The sequence below is a fragment of the Pseudoalteromonas sp. P1-8 genome, from assembly GCF_001399985.1.
GTDB lineage: Bacteria > Pseudomonadota > Gammaproteobacteria > Enterobacterales > Alteromonadaceae > Pseudoalteromonas.
Genome location: NZ_LJSO01000001.1, coordinates 258,070 through 275,631, shown reverse-complemented (window position 1 = coordinate 275,631; position 17,562 = coordinate 258,070). Strand labels below are relative to the sequence as shown.

The 17,562-nt window shown below is 41.8% G+C and carries 16 protein-coding genes; 5 read left to right on the top strand and 11 right to left on the bottom strand.

The window, feature by feature from the left end:
- The 6 genes from rlmH to leuS are packed head-to-tail and all read right to left on the bottom strand — an operon-like array spanning nucleotide 1 to nucleotide 5,639.
- The gene (gene rlmH / locus AN213_RS01215; protein ID WP_036967350.1) at nucleotides 1-471 is read right to left on the bottom strand and encodes a 23S rRNA (pseudouridine(1915)-N(3))-methyltransferase RlmH; all 471 of its coding nucleotides are present in this window, start codon (nucleotides 469-471) and stop codon (nucleotides 1-3) included.
- A gap of 27 nt (nucleotides 472-498) precedes the next feature.
- Nucleotides 499-816, bottom strand: coding sequence for a ribosome silencing factor (rsfS, locus tag AN213_RS01210; protein ID WP_054561829.1), 318 nt, complete (start codon nucleotides 814-816; stop codon nucleotides 499-501).
- 56 nt (nucleotides 817-872) lie between these two features.
- Nucleotides 873-1,508: a nicotinate-nucleotide adenylyltransferase gene (gene nadD / locus AN213_RS01205; RefSeq protein ID WP_055020921.1), complete on the bottom strand. Its 636-nt coding sequence runs from the start codon at nucleotides 1,506-1,508 to the stop codon at nucleotides 873-875.
- Nucleotides 1,509-1,520: 12 nt separating this feature from the next.
- Entirely contained in the window at nucleotides 1,521-2,561 is a 1,041-nt protein-coding gene (holA, locus tag AN213_RS01200) for a DNA polymerase III subunit delta (RefSeq protein ID WP_055196912.1), read from the bottom strand.
- Nucleotides 2,561-3,049 (bottom strand): LPS assembly lipoprotein LptE, encoded by a 489-nt coding sequence (gene lptE, locus AN213_RS01195; RefSeq protein WP_055196911.1) that lies wholly within the window; start codon nucleotides 3,047-3,049, stop codon nucleotides 2,561-2,563. Before lptE ends, holA begins: the two co-directional genes overlap by 1 nt.
- A 1-nt stretch (nucleotide 3,050) precedes the next feature.
- Entirely contained in the window at nucleotides 3,051-5,639 is a 2,589-nt protein-coding gene (leuS, locus tag AN213_RS01190) for a leucine--tRNA ligase (protein WP_055020919.1), read from the bottom strand.
- Between the two features lie 186 nt (nucleotides 5,640-5,825).
- Between leuS and AN213_RS01185 the strand changes: the two genes are divergently transcribed.
- From AN213_RS01185 to AN213_RS01170, 4 genes are all read left to right on the top strand, one after another.
- The gene (locus tag AN213_RS01185; protein ID WP_054551664.1) at nucleotides 5,826-6,284 is read left to right on the top strand and encodes a zinc ribbon-containing protein; all 459 of its coding nucleotides are present in this window, start codon (nucleotides 5,826-5,828) and stop codon (nucleotides 6,282-6,284) included.
- Nucleotides 6,285-6,353: 69 nt separating this feature from the next.
- Nucleotides 6,354-8,756: a Lon protease family protein gene (locus AN213_RS01180; RefSeq protein ID WP_055196909.1), complete on the top strand. Its 2,403-nt coding sequence runs from the start codon at nucleotides 6,354-6,356 to the stop codon at nucleotides 8,754-8,756.
- The gene (locus AN213_RS01175) at nucleotides 8,753-9,229 is read left to right on the top strand and encodes an FKBP-type peptidyl-prolyl cis-trans isomerase (RefSeq protein ID WP_055020917.1); all 477 of its coding nucleotides are present in this window, start codon (nucleotides 8,753-8,755) and stop codon (nucleotides 9,227-9,229) included. The genes AN213_RS01180 and AN213_RS01175 overlap by 4 nt, the downstream gene beginning before the upstream one ends.
- 356 nt (nucleotides 9,230-9,585) lie before the next feature.
- A complete protein-coding gene (locus AN213_RS01170; RefSeq protein ID WP_055196907.1) occupies nucleotides 9,586-10,500 on the top strand; it encodes a hypothetical protein in 915 nt (304 codons plus the stop codon).
- A 51-nt stretch (nucleotides 10,501-10,551) separates the two neighbouring features.
- On the opposite strand, the gene lnt is transcribed toward AN213_RS01170, so the two are convergent.
- From lnt to miaB, 5 genes are read right to left on the bottom strand one after another with little or no spacing between them, the layout of a single operon-like run.
- A complete protein-coding gene (gene lnt / locus AN213_RS01165; RefSeq protein ID WP_173637067.1) occupies nucleotides 10,552-12,105 on the bottom strand; it encodes an apolipoprotein N-acyltransferase in 1,554 nt (517 codons plus the stop codon).
- A complete protein-coding gene (gene corC, locus AN213_RS01160; protein ID WP_054551660.1) occupies nucleotides 12,086-12,970 on the bottom strand; it encodes a CNNM family magnesium/cobalt transport protein CorC in 885 nt (294 codons plus the stop codon). Before corC ends, lnt begins: the two co-directional genes overlap by 20 nt.
- A gap of 22 nt (nucleotides 12,971-12,992) precedes the next feature.
- Nucleotides 12,993-13,448, bottom strand: coding sequence for an rRNA maturation RNase YbeY (gene ybeY / locus AN213_RS01155; RefSeq protein ID WP_054561820.1), 456 nt, complete (start codon nucleotides 13,446-13,448; stop codon nucleotides 12,993-12,995).
- The gene (locus AN213_RS01150; RefSeq protein WP_054551658.1) at nucleotides 13,445-14,497 is read right to left on the bottom strand and encodes a PhoH family protein; all 1,053 of its coding nucleotides are present in this window, start codon (nucleotides 14,495-14,497) and stop codon (nucleotides 13,445-13,447) included. The genes ybeY and AN213_RS01150 overlap by 4 nt, the downstream gene beginning before the upstream one ends.
- A gap of 49 nt (nucleotides 14,498-14,546) precedes the next feature.
- Entirely contained in the window at nucleotides 14,547-15,992 is a 1,446-nt protein-coding gene (gene miaB / locus AN213_RS01145; protein ID WP_054551657.1) for a tRNA (N6-isopentenyl adenosine(37)-C2)-methylthiotransferase MiaB, read from the bottom strand.
- A gap of 258 nt (nucleotides 15,993-16,250) precedes the next feature.
- On the opposite strand from miaB, the gene AN213_RS01140 reads away from it, so the two are divergent.
- Complete coding sequence (locus AN213_RS01140) at nucleotides 16,251-17,420, top strand: FAD-dependent oxidoreductase (protein ID WP_055020913.1); 1,170 nt, start codon at nucleotides 16,251-16,253, stop codon at nucleotides 17,418-17,420.
- Nucleotides 17,421-17,562 lie beyond the last annotated feature (142 nt).

The window sequence follows — 17,562 nt, the reverse complement described above, 5'->3', positions numbered from 1 at the left end:
CTACTCGCGATGATAAGGGTGGTTGTTATTCAAGCTCCAGCCTCGGTATAGGCTTTCTGCAACAATAATGCGCACTAGAGGGTGCGGTAGTGTCAGGTTTGATAATGACCACTTTTGCTCAGACGCTGCAATACACTCAGGTGCTAAACCTTCTGGTCCGCCGATCAATAAGCTGACATCGCGACCATCAAGCTGCCATTTTTCCATACTTTTTGCCAGCTGATGGGTATCCATTGGCTTACCGGTGACCTCTAGCGTCACAATGCGGTTGCCTTTAGGGATAGCAGCAAGGGTCTTTTCGCCTTCAAGTTGTAAAATACGTTTGATATCCGCATTTTTACCACGTTTACCTGCGGGGATTTCAATTAGCTCAAGGGGCATATCACGTGGGAAGCGACGTTGATATTCTGTGAATCCGGTTTCAACCCATGCTGGCATTTTGGTGCCAACAGCAATCAATTGTATTTTCAAAATGGTTACCTATGTCCTTGCTAAGGGTTAGCCCCAAAGTTTCTCTAGATCATAGAAGTCGCGAGATTGGTCTTGCATTACATGCACTACCACATCACCTAGGTCTACCAGCACCCATTCGCCTTCGTTTTGGCCTTCGTATCCGAGAGGCTCTTCACCTGCATGGCGTGCTTCTTTAGCAACGTGATCAGCAATCGATTGTACATGGCGTTTAGAGTTACCTGAGCACACTAACATGTAATCAGTAATGTCAGACTTACCACGTACATCAAGCTGTACCACATCACGGGCTTTCATATCGTCGACTTTATCAAGGGCAAATGCGAGTAGTTGTTTAGAATCCAAAGTGTTTTCTCAAAAATAAATAATCTTAATTTGTTATTTTATCACGCAGGCAGTATTTATTCATCTGTTTGGTAAAGATGATGCTGCGCAATGTATTGACTTACATTGGTAGGTAAAAGTTCCGCTATATCATTATTTAAATGCAGCTTTTTTCTGATTTCGCTTGAGGCGGCATTAACTTGTAAGCCATTTAAAAAGAATAACTTACCTGCAGGGGCCTGTTGTAGCTGGCTAAGTTGCTCTGTTACGGCATTCTCTTTATAAGCTGCAAGTTCACCAGATACTTGGCAGTGCTGCCCCGGGCGCTGGTACACGACGATATGACAAAGTTTGACAATCTCTTGCCATTTAAACCATTTATCTAGGCTATTGAATGAGTCCATGCCGATTAAAAACATAATCGGCGCTGCTGGGTTTTCTGCACGAAGCTCTTCTAAACTCAGCAAAGAATAAGACGCACCTTCTCGGTTTAGCTCACGGTAATCGATAGCAAAATGCGGATTGTTGTCAATCGCAAGTTTTAGCATATTAATGCGATGCTCATCACTTATTCCTGGCTTGGCTTTATGGGCAGGAATAGCGCAAGGCATGAAGTAAAGGGTATCGAGTTGGCACTGCTGAACACACTGCTGGGCCATATTAATATGACCTAAGTGAATTGGATCAAAGGTGCCACCAAAAATAGCAATCATGAATTGTTACTCTTAGTCAAAGACCGGGTGGCAAGGTAAAGGTATCGCCACTGGTTGGCAAAACACTAAGCATATTTGCATTAATGCTTGGTAGGGGGCTACAAGGTTGCCTTGTTTATATGCAGCATCAAACTGAGCTAATTGTTTGGTAATTTGTTCGAGTACTTGGATGTTCAAGCGGTTTAAGGCCTGTTGTACAACAGCTTGTTGGTTTTTCCAAATATTATACTTTTTGTATAAATCAGCCATATTGGCACCATTCAAGCGCCCGTGTTGCATTGCCACTAAGTTAGCTGCTTCTTTATTGATGGCCCAAAAAATACTCATGGCTTCAGTGTTATCGGCAGCCAGCTTAGTCATTACTTTAACCGCTTGTTCGGCGTGGCCATTTAATAAAGCATCACTTAAATCAAAAATATCAAATTTTGACTGATTCAGTAGCCCTTGCATAACGGCTTGCTGGTCAATTAGCTCACTACCATAAAGCAAAGATAGTTTTTCTAACTCTTGATGACAGGCAAGTAAGTTACCTTCAGTGGCATCAATTAAGCTTTGTTTTGCGTTGTTGTGAAGATTTAAGTTTAAACGATAGCACTGTTCATCTAGCCAACGGCTCAGGTGATTACCTGTTAATGGGTAACAAGGAACAAATAAGCCTTGTTTATCTAAGGCTTTGAACCAAGCACTGCGCTGAATATCTTGGCTGGCTTTGGCACCTTTTAAAACCAAAATAGTATCGGGATTAGCAAGCTCAACAAGTTGCTTAAAGATTTGACTGCCTTGCGTACCTGGTTTTTGCTCGTTTAAATCGAATTCAATTAGGGTACGAGCGCTGAACAGTGACATACTTTGGTATTGAGCAACAATTTCTTGCCAATCAAAACCCGGCATTAAGGTAAATTTAATGACTTCGTCAAAGCCTTGCTGTTTAGCTGCTTGACGAATTTGCATGATGCACTGAGCAATTTGATAAGGCTCTTCACCAAACACCATGTAAAAAGGCGCGAGGCCTTTTTTTAACTGGCTAGGAAGCTGGTTTGCATAACAACGCATTACAGTTGTGATAACTCACGAACAATACGACGACTCGCTTGCTTACGAATTTCGCCTAATAGCAAATCAAGCTCTTTTGCTTTTGCAAGGGCATTGTCTGGGTCGTCTTGGTAGTTACGATACAATTCAAAGCTTTGATTAATCGCTTTTTGTCCAGGGCGCTTCAGGGTATAGCTTACGCTATAGGCAAGTTCATATTCAGCAACCTGACCATTATCAAATAATGACAAGATTTGACGCTCTAAGCGGTCTTTGTGAATCTTTAACTCAGGGTGTTTACCAACTTGGTTAAGCTCAACTTTACTCGCAATCAGTTCTTTTTCGACTAATTCGAATAATGCTGACTTTTCATCATCACCAACAAGGGTGATTACTTTCAAGTCGTCAGGCAAGTTAGAGGCTTTCTTTAAGTGAAAGCCACAACTTGTCAGCAGTAAACAGACTAGCGCAAGGGCTAGTCCGTTTTTCAGTGCTTGAAGCGCTGCCATCTTAGTTAGCAACCACGTTAAGTAGTTTGCCAGGTACGTAAATTACTTTACGGATAGTCGCGCCTTCAGTGAACTTAGTCACATTTTCTTCAGCAAATGCCAATGCTTCAACTTGCTCTTTGGTTGCATCTGCAGGCACTGTTAACTTAGCACGTAGCTTGCCGTTAACTTGTACAATGATTAGCTTCTCATCTTCAACAAGTGCTGACTCATCAACTGTTGGCCATGCTGCATCTAAGATGTCGCCTTCTTTGCCAAGGTCTTGCCATAACTGGTGACACATGTGCGGTGTGATAGGCGCAAGCATGATAAGTAATGCTTCAAGTGCTTCGTTAGCAATTGCCACATCTTGTTTATCAGCAAGTGGTGCTTTAAGTAACTTGTTCGAGATTTCCATGATAGCAGCGATTGCAGTGTTGAATGTTTGACGACGTTCAACGTCATCAGTCACTTTTGCAATTGCTTTATGAAGTTCACGACGAAGAACTTTTTGGTCGTTGTTTAATGCTGATTTATCAAGCGCTTGGTAGCCTACTGTTTCTACATCAACAGCGTATTTCCAAATACGTTTTAAGAAACGCATTGCACCTTCAACACCTGAATCAGACCATTCAAGAGTTTGCTCTGGTGGCGCTGTAAACATCATGAATAAACGAACTGTATCTGCACCGTATTCGGCAATAACTTGTTGTGGGTCGATACCGTTGTTTTTCGATTTCGACATTTTGCTCATGCCCGCAGAGAATACCGGCTCGCCATCTTCTTTGTGCCACGCTTTAACAACACGACCTTTGTCGTCTGTTTCAGTTTGTACATCAGTTGGTGAAATCCAGATATCACCGCCTTTCTCATCTTTACGATAGAAAGTATCAGCTAGTACCATGCCTTGACATAATAAGCGCTCAAATGGCTCATCTGAGTTTACTAAACCAAAGTCACGTAATAGTTTGTGGAAGAAACGCGAGTAAAGTAGGTGCAAGATCGCATGCTCAATACCACCAATGTATTGGTTTACTGGTAACCAGTAATTTGCAGCACCTGGCTCGATCATGCCTTCGTCAAAACGTGGGCTACAGTAACGAGCGTAGTACCAAGACGATTCCATGAAGGTATCGAAGGTATCTGTTTCGTGGAATGCAGGCGCGCCATTTACCGTTGTTTTAGCCCACTCAGGATCCGCTTTGATTGGTGAAGTCACACCATTCATAACTACGTCTTCTGGTAAGCGAACTGGTAGCATGTCTTCTGTTGCTGCAAGCTCATCACCATTTTCGTCGCTAAGCATTGGAATTGGAGAACCCCAGTAACGCTGACGGCTAACACCCCAGTCACGTAGACGGAAATTAACTTTACGCTCACCTACACCCAGCGCTTCTAGTTTGTCTGCAACGGCATTAAATGCTGCTTCAAACTCAAGACCATCGAACTCACCCGAGTTAACTAACACGCCTTTTTCAGTGAATGCTTGGTTGTCTAAATCAACCGTTTCTTCAGAACCTGCAGCTGGTGCGATAACTTGGGCAATTTCAAGGCCATAAGCTGATGCGAACTCGTAGTCACGTTGGTCATGTGCAGGAACAGCCATTACAGCGCCTGAGCCGTAATCCATTAATACAAAGTTAGCAACCCAAATCGGTACTTGCTTACCTGTTAATGGGTGAATCGCATAAAAGCCAGTTGCAATGCCTTTTTTGTCCATGGTTGCCATGTCTGCTTCAGCGATTTTCGTGTTTTTACACTCATCAACAAACATAGCTACAGCGTCGCTGTTTTTAGCGGCTTCTTGTGCAATTGGGTGACCTGCAGCAACAGCTACGTACGTCACACCCATAAAGGTATCTGGGCGTGTTGTATAAACACTGAATGTATCTTCGTTATCAGCACGCTTAAATTCGATTTCTAAACCTTCAGAGCGACCAATCCAGTTGCGCTGCATGGTTTTAACTTGCTCAGGCCAGTGATCAAGCTTATCTAAATCGTCTAGTAGCTCTTGTGCGTAATCAGTGATTTTGATGAACCATTGAGGAATTTCTTTTTGCTCAACAATGGCACCTGAACGCCAACCACGACCATCAATAACTTGTTCGTTAGCAAGTACTGTTTGGTCAACTGGATCCCAGTTTACTGTTGACATCTTTTTGTATACTAGGCCTTTTTCGTAAAGCTTAGTGAAGAACCATTGTTCCCACTTGTAGTATTCTGGGTGACATGTTGCGATTTCACGATCCCAATCATAACCAAAGCCTAATTGCTTTAACTGGTCGCGCATGTAATCGATGTTTTCGTAAGTCCACTTAGCAGGGGCTGTGTTATTTTTGATTGCCGCATTTTCAGCAGGTAGACCAAACGCATCCCAACCCATAGGTTGCATTACGTTTTTGCCTTGCAAGCGTTGGAAGCGTGATACTACGTCACCAATGGTGTAGTTACGAACGTGACCCATGTGGAGTCGGCCGCTTGGGTATGGGAACATAGATAGGCAGTAATACTTTTCTTTGCTCTCATCTTCAGTGACTTTAAATACTTGGTTTTCTTCCCAGTAGGCTTGTACTTTTGACTCAATGTCTTGCGGGTTATATTGCTCTTGCATCTACGATTCCAGACTTCTTGCAAATTAATAAAAAATTGTCGATAAGGATAACCCAAAATACATGCTAATCACAGCGGCAAATAGGCGCTTTTGTTAATTTTCCAAGGAAATATATTTTCAGGGCAGGTTAACCTATACTCTACTAGAATAACGGTTGATTTTTCATCATTTTTGAAGGAGTAAACGATGGCAGATTATAAATCTTGGCTTAGCGATTTAAGTGCATGGCTTAAAGACGTAAAAGATCATGAGCTAAAAGATGCAATGGAAAAATTTGTTGAGTCAGAGCAAGCACTTAAAGACTTAGGGCAAGAAAAGCTCAATCAGTATCGTGACTATCTACAACGCGATATCGACCACATTAAAGAAAACGACAGTCACTATGATTCACTCGCATGGCTAGAGCTTAAAGAATCGCTTTGGTATGAGTTATCGCACATTGAAGATAAAACCCAGCTCGAATGGCAAGCCTTAAACCAAGATTTTCAACATAATGGTGTTTATCAAGAGGGAGAATGGATAGCCATGGGCACATTAGTATGTAAAAATTGTCAGCATAGTTACGATGTTTACCATGCTACGCAAATTACTCCTTGTACTGAATGTGGCGGTATTTATTTTCGCCGTAAGGCATTACAACCTTAATCAGTGACGCAGGCTTGTGCTGGGCGTTACCTATAATGCCCAGTCAAGACTGGGAAATAAGAAGTTAGAATGACAAAAAAACTAATCCCTCTACCTATTTCTGCGTTAGCGCCTAAAATTGCCGCAAGTCATGTTGCGACTTGTATGCAAAACCCATATCCAGAAGCGTTGCCATTTATTGGTCAACAACGTGCACAAAGTGCCCTCGACTTTTCACTCGGAATGGAATTACCGGGTTACAATGTTTATGTGATGGGTGAAGCGGCTCATGGTCGTTACACCTTAGTAAAAGACAAACTCACAGCCCATTCAAAAGACCGCCCAACGCCTAATGAGTGGTTGTATGTTAACAACTATGATGACCACCGCGAGCCAATCGCGTTATTCATGCAAGCAGGTCAATCAAAGCAGTTAGCTGACGATATAGATTCATTTATCGACGAAGTACTCGATACATTCCCAGCGGCTTTTGATAACCCAGGTTATCAACGCAAGAAAAAGTCAATCGACCGTGAGTTTACCGATACTTACGATGCGGCAATTACTGCTGTTGAAATTGCCGCTCTTGAGCAAAGCGTGGCATTGATTGAAGAAAATGGTGTTGTTGGATTTGCGCCTTTAGTGAATGGTAAACAACTGAGCGACAGTGAATTTGCAGCCCTTGATGAGCCACTGCGTATCGAATTTTATGAGGTTATCGAAAAGCTTGAAGATGCGTTAATCGAAGCATTAATTGAGCTTCCTCGCTGGAAACGAGAGTCATCTGAAAAACTACGTAACCTTAAAAAGTCAACTGCTGAGCTTGCTACTAAGCCACTAATAAAAGCCCTTGAACATAAATACGCTACGCACATTGGTGTATTACGTTATTTAAAAGACATTCGTGAAGAAATCATTGATGCGGTACTTGAATGGCTTGACGATGATGAAAACGACGAAAACAAAGAAGACTTTGACCGTAAAGGGATGCTCACAGACTTCTTTGCGCCAAATATTCTAGTCGAATACAAAGAGGGCGATGCAGCCCCTGTGGTGTATGAGCCAAACCCGACTTTTGGCAATATTTTCGGCAAAATTGAATATGCGACTTCGCAAGGCTCGCTTATCACCAGTTACCGCTCAATTCAGCCAGGTGCACTGCATCGTGCTAATGGTGGCTACTTGATTATGGATGCTGAAAAAGTCATGGCGAATCCACAAGTGTGGGATGGCCTTAAACTTTCTTTAAAAACGCATCAAATCAAAAACGACTTACCCTATCAAGACAGCTCTGTGGGAAGCAGCTTCACGTTACGTCCGCAGCTTATTCCTCTTGATGTAAAAATAGTGCTGCTAGGCTCTCGCGATCTTTATTACACCATAGGTGAATATGACGAAGAGTTTGCAGAGTTATTCCGTGTCCTTGCTGACTTTGATTATTACTTGCCAAGTAGCGATAAACTGCAATATCAGTTCATTACCAAGGTGACTGAGTATTGTCAGCAAACACTCAACTGCACTGTAAATGAAGCGGCAATGGCGAGATTATTAAAGTTTAGTTATCGCCAAGCTGAGCACCATAACAAGCTCTCAGCTCGTTTTGCTGATGTATTAGAGTTAGTGGCAGAAGCCAGTTTTTATGCCAAACAAGATGGCCAAACAGTGATTGATGCTCATCACATAGATGAAGCCATTGTTGGTAAGCAATACCGTACAGGGCAAATTTCAGAAACCATGCTGAGTGATATCAAAGAAGGGCAAATTTTAATTGCAACCGAAGGTCACGCAGTGGGCAAAGTAAATGGCTTAACTGTGCTGCATATTGGCGATACCTCATTTGGCACACCAGCACGCATTACAGCCACTGTGTACGCAGGTGCTGATGGCGTAATTGACGTTGAACGAGAAGCTGAACTAGGTAAAGCCATTCACTCTAAAGGAGTGATGCTATTAACCGGTTACTTAGGAAATAAGTATGCTCAGCAATTTAGTCTAACGCTCAGTGCCAATATCGCAATAGAGCAAAGCTATGGCTATATCGACGGTGATAGCGCCTCATTAGCAGAGCTGTGCGCGCTTATATCAGCCATTACGAACTTACCTATTAGCCAATCTATCGCACTGACAGGTTCAATTAACCAGCATGGTGATGTGCAATCAATTGGTGGCGTAAACGAGAAAATAGAAGGCTTCTTCAAGCTTTGTAAAATGCGTGGCTTAACCGGTGAGCAAGGGGTGATTATTCCTAAATCAAACCAAGTTAATTTAGTGCTTGATGACGAAGTACTCGATGCGGTTGAAAAAGGGCGCTTTAATATTTATGCCGTTGAAACGGTTGATCAAGCACTGAGTTTATTAATGGATAAAGACGCAGGTGAAATGACCGCAGAAGGTTATCCCGAAGGCTCTATTAATGCACTTGCGTTAGCAAGGCTTGCCAATATTGCAGATATCGTAAATGGCGACAATGATGATGAGAAGGACGCAGAATGATTAATTTAATACTTTTACTGATCATTGGTATTTTTTGTTTTTTAATTTTTAAAAACAGTAAAAAGGCGAAGCTACAAGCCCTTGAAAATGAAAAGCTCGCCGCGGACTTTTTAGCAAATAACAGTAAAGCCGACGATGTTCATGAAACCGCATCTGGGCTGCAATACAAAATTGAGCAAAGTTCAGGTAATGACACAAAGCCAAGTGCAACTAGTAAAGTAAAGGTTCACTATCATGGCACGCTTATGGATGGCAGTGTTTTTGACAGCTCAGTGGTAAGAAATTCGCCAATCAGCTTTGGTTTGAATCAAGTCATTGCAGGTTGGACCGAAGGCTTACAGCTAATGAACGAAGGGGATAAGTTTACCTTTTATATCCCGCCTCAGCTTGCTTACGGCCGTAAACGCGTCGGTAGCATTCCAGCAGGCTCGCTACTTATATTTGATGTAGAGTTGATAAAGATAGAATCTTAAAATGTTAAAAAGGCTTCATCATGAAGCCTTTTTTAATTGCCTGCTAAAGTAGTTGAACAGATTTACCTCAATGCAAACATTATTGAATGTAAAGTAGCTGAGACTTTTAAAGTAATTTGCTCTTTCGAACATGCACGTTGCAGTGTAATAACTAGTTAATCTTGCGTTGACAAAATTGCTCGGTCGCTATATATGTTCTAAAGTACCTTTTTGGGGTATTTTATTTGCACTGAAGTAGTAAAGCCTCATCTCATTTTTTAAAATGAACCTCTATAGCCCATAGAAAACCTTCAGAAAATTAGGTTGTTTCTTGTATTTTGGTTATTTTAAAGTTGCATTAATAAAAGGATTTTTGAATGTACAAACTTATATTATTGTTTATTATTTTTTCGGGAATATCCTTGCCTGCTTTTGGTCAGGCAGAAGTTGAAATCTGCAATAATTGCTCTCAAAGTCAAAAAGACAAGGTTGCAAGGCTAAGCGTTAACTCTGATACTAAAGCTGTCATTGTGGTCGATATGATTAATGAAACAGCATTAAAATATGATACTAACTACATTGAAGATCGTTATGGTGAGCCAGTAGTTAGTGTTTCTTTGTCTGAGCTTAGTAATGATGAAGCTTTTGATTTAGACCTTCTCTATGAATACCGCAAAGAGTTAGTACGTGTAATAACGCGTGCTTCTGAAAAGAGTATGCTTAAAAATGCGCAAAGTACTCAACGTAATATATCGACTCCTAAGTATACTAATTCCAATGTAAATGATAATTCTCCGATAGGAAAGGGGATTGAAGTCAAGGGAAGTCCCTATGACTTTTTGCTTGCCAGTTATTTTAGAAATGATGTTTATGACTTTTATTTTGCGGGTGAGACATTAGCTTTAACAAAAATATTATTACCAACTAAGGGAACAATTAAATTTCCGAATATGAATAAGTTAAAGCTATATGTTCGTATAAACTTTTATAGTGATGATTTGGCTAAAAGCCTAAATGGTTTTGTTAGCGTAACACTAAACCCAGTAATTAAGTCATTTAATATTTTAGGCGGGCGGGATGGATTTAAAAACTCAATTCCTTTGAACCAAGACGAAATTAGTGGTCATGATTTTATATTCGCAAATGCTAAGAACGAAGATAAAAATGAGAGCGAAAGAAATGAACACGCCAAGTTTGAAAGATACTCCAGCTCACTAGACGGAGGAGTTAGCTGCCGAGTTGTGGAAACCAAAACGAAGGGAAATAAAGAAATATACACTTATCAATGCTAGCGTTATAAGTTAAAGAGTGGAGTTACCACTCTTTAACTGTTGTCTAAACTTTTATTTGTTATTTTTAATCCTAGCAAGCACACCAACAGTACTGAGTAGCATCACCACCGCCCATACCGGCCAATTGCCGTATTGGCTATAGATACTATCGCCTTTGATTAAAGTGATATTGGCCTCAAGTACATCAGCTTTAAATTGTGGCATAGCTAATTGTGATTGAGCGATAGGGTCGTAAACGGCGCTAATACCATTATTAGTAACACGAATTAGTGGGCGCTGTAACTCTAGGGCGCGCATACGCGCTATTTGCATGTGCTGATGCGGGCCATGTGAGTCACCGAACCACGCATCGTTACTCACCGTGAATAAAATGTCGGAGTCACTGCGATAATTTCCGCGAACCAACTCAGAAAAAGCAATTTCATAGCAAATAGCCGGTAAAATATTTAAGCCATTTGCGCGTAAATTGTTTTGTACTTCATCACCTCGAGTGAAAGATGACATAGGTAAATCAAACAGTGGCGCAATTGGACGCAAGAAGTCCTGAAACGGCACAAATTCACCAATAGGTAATAACTGATGCTTTTGATAGCGGTTTTTACCTAAATATTGATAGTGGCCTTCACTGTCATCGTGTTCTTTTTTACCAAGCACTATTAAAGTGTTAAAAATGTTACGCGTGTCGTATTGGTAATCAACGATACCAGTAATAAGCGCGGTGTCATTAAAGGTTGCGGCACTATCAAGGCCTGTTAAATACTCGGTTGATAAAGCTTCAAGCTCCGGCACCGCAGCTTCTGGCCAAACAATTAAATCAGCATCCCAATGTAAGCGAGTCATATCTTGGTATTTGCTCATAGTCGTCCAAAACTCAGACGGCTCAAAGCGAAGATGCTGCTTAATATTGCCCTGCACCAGTACAGTTTTAATGGTTTTGTCTTGGTAGTGTAGCTGGCTGCTGCTTGCTATCGTATATAAGCCAGCTAATAAGGCTACAGAGGCGATAAGTGGTTTGCCATCTTTGTAAGCTGTGCGATATAAAGCAAACGCAATTAACATACATACAAGCGTAATCCCAAACTCGCCAATTACCGGGGCTAAAAAATTAAGTGGGCTGTCTGTTTGCGTGTAACCAAAACTCAGCCACGGAAAGCCTGTTAACAATGTGCCACGTAAGTATTCTGTGGTTGCGATAGCGGCGAGTAACCAACATATAAAGCTATATGGGCCTTTAGCAAGGCGTGTTGCCAGCCAAGTAGCTAATGCAGGATAAAGGGCTAAATAAGCACAAAGCAGCACCATTAACGAAAGTGATGCGATTAATGGCATGCCACCAAAGGTCGCTATTGATACATGCACCCAGCTTATACCTGCACCAAACCAACCTAAACCAAATATAAAGCTATATTTAGCACTTTGTTTAGCGGCTAATTTACCGTTTGCGAGAGGGTTAATGCAGTAGAGTAGAGCACCAAGGGAAAGAAAAGTTATAAACCATAGGTTATAGGGTGCGTAACTTAAGGTTAAAAAGAGGCCCGCAATAAGTGCGAGCCAGGCTTTTTTATCTTTTGCAAGGTGACTTAGGTTAGTTAGCAGTTTCTTCACTGTCGTTATCATCAGCCTTTGGAATGGTGACTTGCAATTGTAAGATACGGCGGTTATCTGCGTTAGTGACTTTAAATTGTAAGCCTTCTACCTCGATTGTTTCACCACGGCTTGGCATGTGGCCAAATGCATGTAAAACAATACCACCTATGGTGTCAGCATCTGAGGTGCTGTAACCAGTTTTAAAATACTCATTAAAGTCATCAACTTCAGTCAGCGCTTGCACAGCGTAAACGTGTTTTGCAACTTGGCGAATATCTTGTAGGTCTTCACTTTCATCGTGCTCGTCTTCGATTTCACCCACGATGATTTCAAGGATATCTTCGATAGTGACAAGACCAGACACACCACCATACTCATCAATAACAATCGCCATGTGGTAACGTTGTTGACGGAACTCATTAAGCAGCGTGTCTACACGTTTACTTTCAGGCACTACAACTGCAGGACGCAAATATTCACGTAAAGAAGGCAGTTGCTCATCTTTGTTGATGATCAGTGGTAATAAATCTTTTGCTAATAAAATACCTTCAACATGGTCTTTGTCTTCACATACCACAGGAAAACGTGAATGTGTTGAATCAACCATCATAGGTAATAGCTCTTCTAATGGTGTATCAACCTCTAAGGTTACCATTTGCGAGCGTGGGATCATGATGTCCCGCACTTTTAGCTCTGATACACCTAGCACCCCTTCAATCATATCTTTGGTTTCAGGGTCGATAAGGTCGCGTTCTTGCGCATCGGCAATTACTTCTACCAGCTCTTCTCTATTCTGGGGTTCCCCTTGCAACATTTGGGCTATGCGGCCCAGCCACGTTTTGCCAGAAGAACCCTGGCTAGTTTGCGAGTTGTCGTCGCTCATTGCGTCTAATTGCTCCGTTAATTTAAATATCGTCTCGATATGGGTCAGCAATGTTCAGATCGGCAAGTAATTGCTTTTCAATGCTTTCCATTTCAAGTGCATCTTCGTCCTTTATATGGTCAAATCCAAGTAAATGCAAGCATCCATGGATAACCATATGGGCAAAATGGTCGTGAAAGGTTTTTTCTTGCTCAATTGATTCGGCTAAAACAATAGCCGGACAAATGATTAAATCACCTACTAAAGGTAACTCAATGCCCGGTGGTGCTTCAAATGGAAAAGATAAGACATTAGTCGGTTTATCTTTGCCGCGGTAATCATTGTTGAGCTGCTGGCTTTGTGCTTCATCGCTGACCACTATAGTCAGCTCTGCATCTTCACGGTAGTTGCTAAGGGCTTTGTCAGCCCATAGCTGGAATTGTTCAAAGCTTGGTAAGTCGTCAAACTCACAGGCTATTTGTAAATCTAATTCGGTCACGAGTTTGCTTCTTGTTGGTTTGCTTGTGCTTCTTTTGCACGTTGCTTCTCTGCACGTTTTAAACGTTCTGCTTCATCGTTTCGCTCATAAGCTTCAACGATACGAGCAACAACCGGGTGGCGAACCACATCGTGTGATTGGAAGAAGTTAAAGCTAATTTCATCGACACCGTTTAATACTTCGATGGCATGACGTAGGCCTGAGCGGGCACCGCGCGGTAAATCGACTTGTGTAATATCACCCGTGATCACCGCCTTTGAATTAAAACCAATACGAGTTAAGAACATTTTCATTTGTTCTGCTGTGGTATTTTGGCTTTCATCGAGAATAATAAACGCGTCATTTAGCGTACGACCACGCATGTAGGCAAGGGGCGCGACTTCAATCACGTTTTTCTCAATTAGCTTTTCAACTCGTTCAAAACCCAGCATTTCAAATAATGCATCATATAAAGGGCGTAAATACGGGTCGATTTTTTGGCTTAAGTCACCCGGTAAAAAGCCTAGCTTTTCACCTGCTTCAACCGCAGGACGAGTTAACAAAATACGGCGAATTTCTTGACGCTCTAAGGCATCAACGGCTGCAGCAACCGCTAAATAAGTTTTACCTGTACCAGCAGGGCCAATACCAAAGGTAATATCGTGATGCAAAATATTTGCAACATACACGCCTTGATTATCATTGCGCGGTTTAATAACGCCACGGCGAGTTTTAATCACCATGTCTTTGCCATATACACCTGGGTTTTCATCTTGCTCTAGCGCATTTGATTCGCTAATTGCCAAATGTACGGCTTCAGGTTCAATCTCGCCAATCAGGCCGCGAATAGGTTGAGTTTCAATATAGAGGTTTTTTAGTATCTCAACAGCCGCAGCTGCAAGGTGCAGTTTACCGGTTACTCTGAAGAAATTATCACGGTGTGCAATCTCAACACCAAGGCGGCGTTCAATTTGCTTAATGTTTTCGTCAAACGGACCACATAAAGATGAAAGGCGTTTGTTGTCGGCGGGTTCTAAATAAATCTCTAATGTTTTTAACTGATTACTCAAAATTGCTTCCTATTGATGGGTGCAGGCTGTGCCTGCACCAAGTGTCACCCTAAGGTACGAAAGTAGCAACGCCAATTTCGTTAGGGGCCGTAGCGGCCTCAGCTTCAGCAGCTTTATTTAAAATAGCTGAAGGTGCCACATCACGGCGTAAGTTCATTTCTGATTCTGTACGAATTAATTCACCACGTAAAGAGTTTGGCAATGCTTCTGTAATACGTACATCAACGAATTGACCGATCACTGAGTGAGGGCCTTCAAAGTTAACCACTCGGTTGTTCTCAGTACGGCCACGTAATTCCATTGGGTTCTTCTTAGAAGGACCTTCAACTAGGATACGCTGTTCGGTATCAAACATTTGGCGGCTGATTTGCTGCGCCATTTGCGTGATACGGTTTTGCAGAATGTATAAACGTTCTTTTTTCTCTTGCTCTGTTACGTCATCTGGTAAATCAGCAGCTGGTGTACCAGGGCGCGCACTGTAGATGAAACTAAAGCTCATATCAAAACCAATATCATTGATAAGGTTCATAGTTGCTTCAAAGTCCGCTTTGCTTTCGCCAGGGAAACCAATGATGAAGTCTGAAGACATGCTTAGGTTAGGGCGAATTTTACGTAACTTACGAATCGTAGATTTGTACTCGAGTGCAGTGTGACCACGTTTCATAAGGTTAAGAACACGGTCTGAACCACTTTGCACTGGTAAGTGTAGGTGGTCAACAAGCTCAGGTACGTCTGCATACGCATCAATGATATCTGGCGTAAATTCTACTGGGTGCGATGTGGTATAACGAATGCGGTCAATACCGTCAATCGCAGCGACATAACGTAATAGATCAGAGAAGTAACAAATTTCACCATCGTGAGTTTCACCACGATACGCATTTACGTTTTGACCAAGTAGGTTTACTTCGCGAACACCTTGCTCTGCAAGTTGGGCAACTTCAAGTAAGACGTCATCAAGTGGGCGGCTTACTTCTTCACCACGCGTGTAAGGTACTACGCAGAATGTACAGTATTTAGAGCAACCTTCCATAATTGATACAAACGCAGTTGGGCCTTCCGCTTTTGGCTCAGGTAAACGGTCGAACTTTTCAATCTCAGGGAATGAAACGTCAACTACCGAGCTGCTGTCGCCACTTTGCACTTGCTTAATCATTTCAGGTAAGCGGTGTAATGTTTGCGGGCCAAAGATTACATCAACAAACGGCGCACGTTGACGAATTGAGTCACCTTCTTGCGATGCAACACAGCCACCAACACCAATGATTAACTCAGGTTTGTCGTCTTTTAATAGTTTCCAACGGCCAAGCTGATGGAATACTTTCTCTTGTGCCTTTTCACGGATTGAACAGGTATTGAGTAAGATCACGTCAGCGTCTTCAGCTTCTTCAGTTAACTGATAGCCGTTAGTCGCATCTAGTAGATCAGCCATTTTCTGAGAGTCGTACTCGTTCATCTGACAACCCCAGGTTTTAATATGCAGCTTTTTACTCATTGAAATATAGCCTCGTTTTCAATTCGGTAGTGACACAAAAATGTGTTAGAAACAGGATTAAGTGGCAAGTATGCCGACTTAAAGGACGCGTATTTTAGCTGGATACCCGCACAGATCCAAGTATAGTTTTTATCTTTGTGGTGTGAAATCAAACAAGTCACTGTTTTGAAATTCATAAGCAGTAAATGCACTGACACGCAATATTGAATTAAGTTACAATTTATCCCGTATTTAAATAGCCAAATGAGCGAATATTAAATGAATAAAAATAAGGTAATTGTTGTCGGTGGCGGCATGGTAGGTGCTGCTACTGCTGTAAAACTGGCCAAGCAGGGTAGGGATGTCACCGTTATTGAAAAGCACCTTATCGATGCTGATCAAATTTTAAGCTCAGATAAGGTAGATATTCGCATTTCGGCTATTAATCGTTTTTCAGAGAATTTACTTGATGAGCTTGGTGCAATGCCGTTACTAAGACAAAATCGTATCGCACCCTATCAACAATTAGAGGCCTACCAGCAACAAGGCGAGAATTTATTGTTTGATAGCCATGAGATTGGCGAAACGCATTTAGGTCATTTAATCGAAAATAATTTAATTCAAGCAAGTCTTTGGCAGCAATTCGCCAAGTACAACATCGAAGTGATAGAGCAGTTATCTGCCATCACGGATATTACTCAAACGGCTGATTCAATCACCTTACATTATGGCGATACTCAATATACCGCTGATTTAGTTGTTGCTGCAGATGGTGGACAGTCACAATTGCGAACTAAAGCTGGTTTAGGTGTAACGGGTTGGCAATATGGCCAGCATTGCATGGGCGTGTTAATCAAATTAGATGCCCCGCAGCAGGTAAAAACGTGGCAACAATTTACGCCAACCGGGCCTGTGGCGTTTCTACCGATGCAGGCGCCTTATGCTAATTTAATTTGTTATCACGATGCTGCAGTTTTAAAGCAGTGGCAAAAATTGTCGAATGAGCAACTCAAAGCAAAGCTCATTGACCATTTTCCTGAACTACCGGGTGACTTTGAATTACTTGAGCATGCTGTTTTTCCACTTGCACGCCAACATGCCAATGATTACTCGCACGGACGTTTAGTTTTGGTGGGTGATTCGGCGCACACAATTAACCCGCTCGCAGGGCAAGGTGTGAACCTAGGGTTTCAAGATGTTGTAGCACTGGCAGATATTTTGGCAGATCAACCTGATGTTGGTCAGCAAGCGTTATTAAAACGCTACGAGAAAAAACGCCGCCACGCTAATTTACTAATGATGAGTATGATGGATGCATGTTATTTTGGTTTTTCAAACGAGATTAAACCACTGAGCTGGGTGCGCAGTAAGTTTTTAAAGCTTGCTAATAACACAGGCCCTGCAAAGAACTGGGTTTTAAAGTATGCGATTAGCGGGACATTAAGTTAATCGTAAAAAATTAATTGTACAAAAGATAAAGAAGCGGGGTAATGAAAATTAGCCCGTTTTTTTTGTGCTAATTGTGCTAAAAATTACCGAATATACTTTGGAGAAACTTGAAACTTGAAACTTGAAACTTGAAACTTGAAAC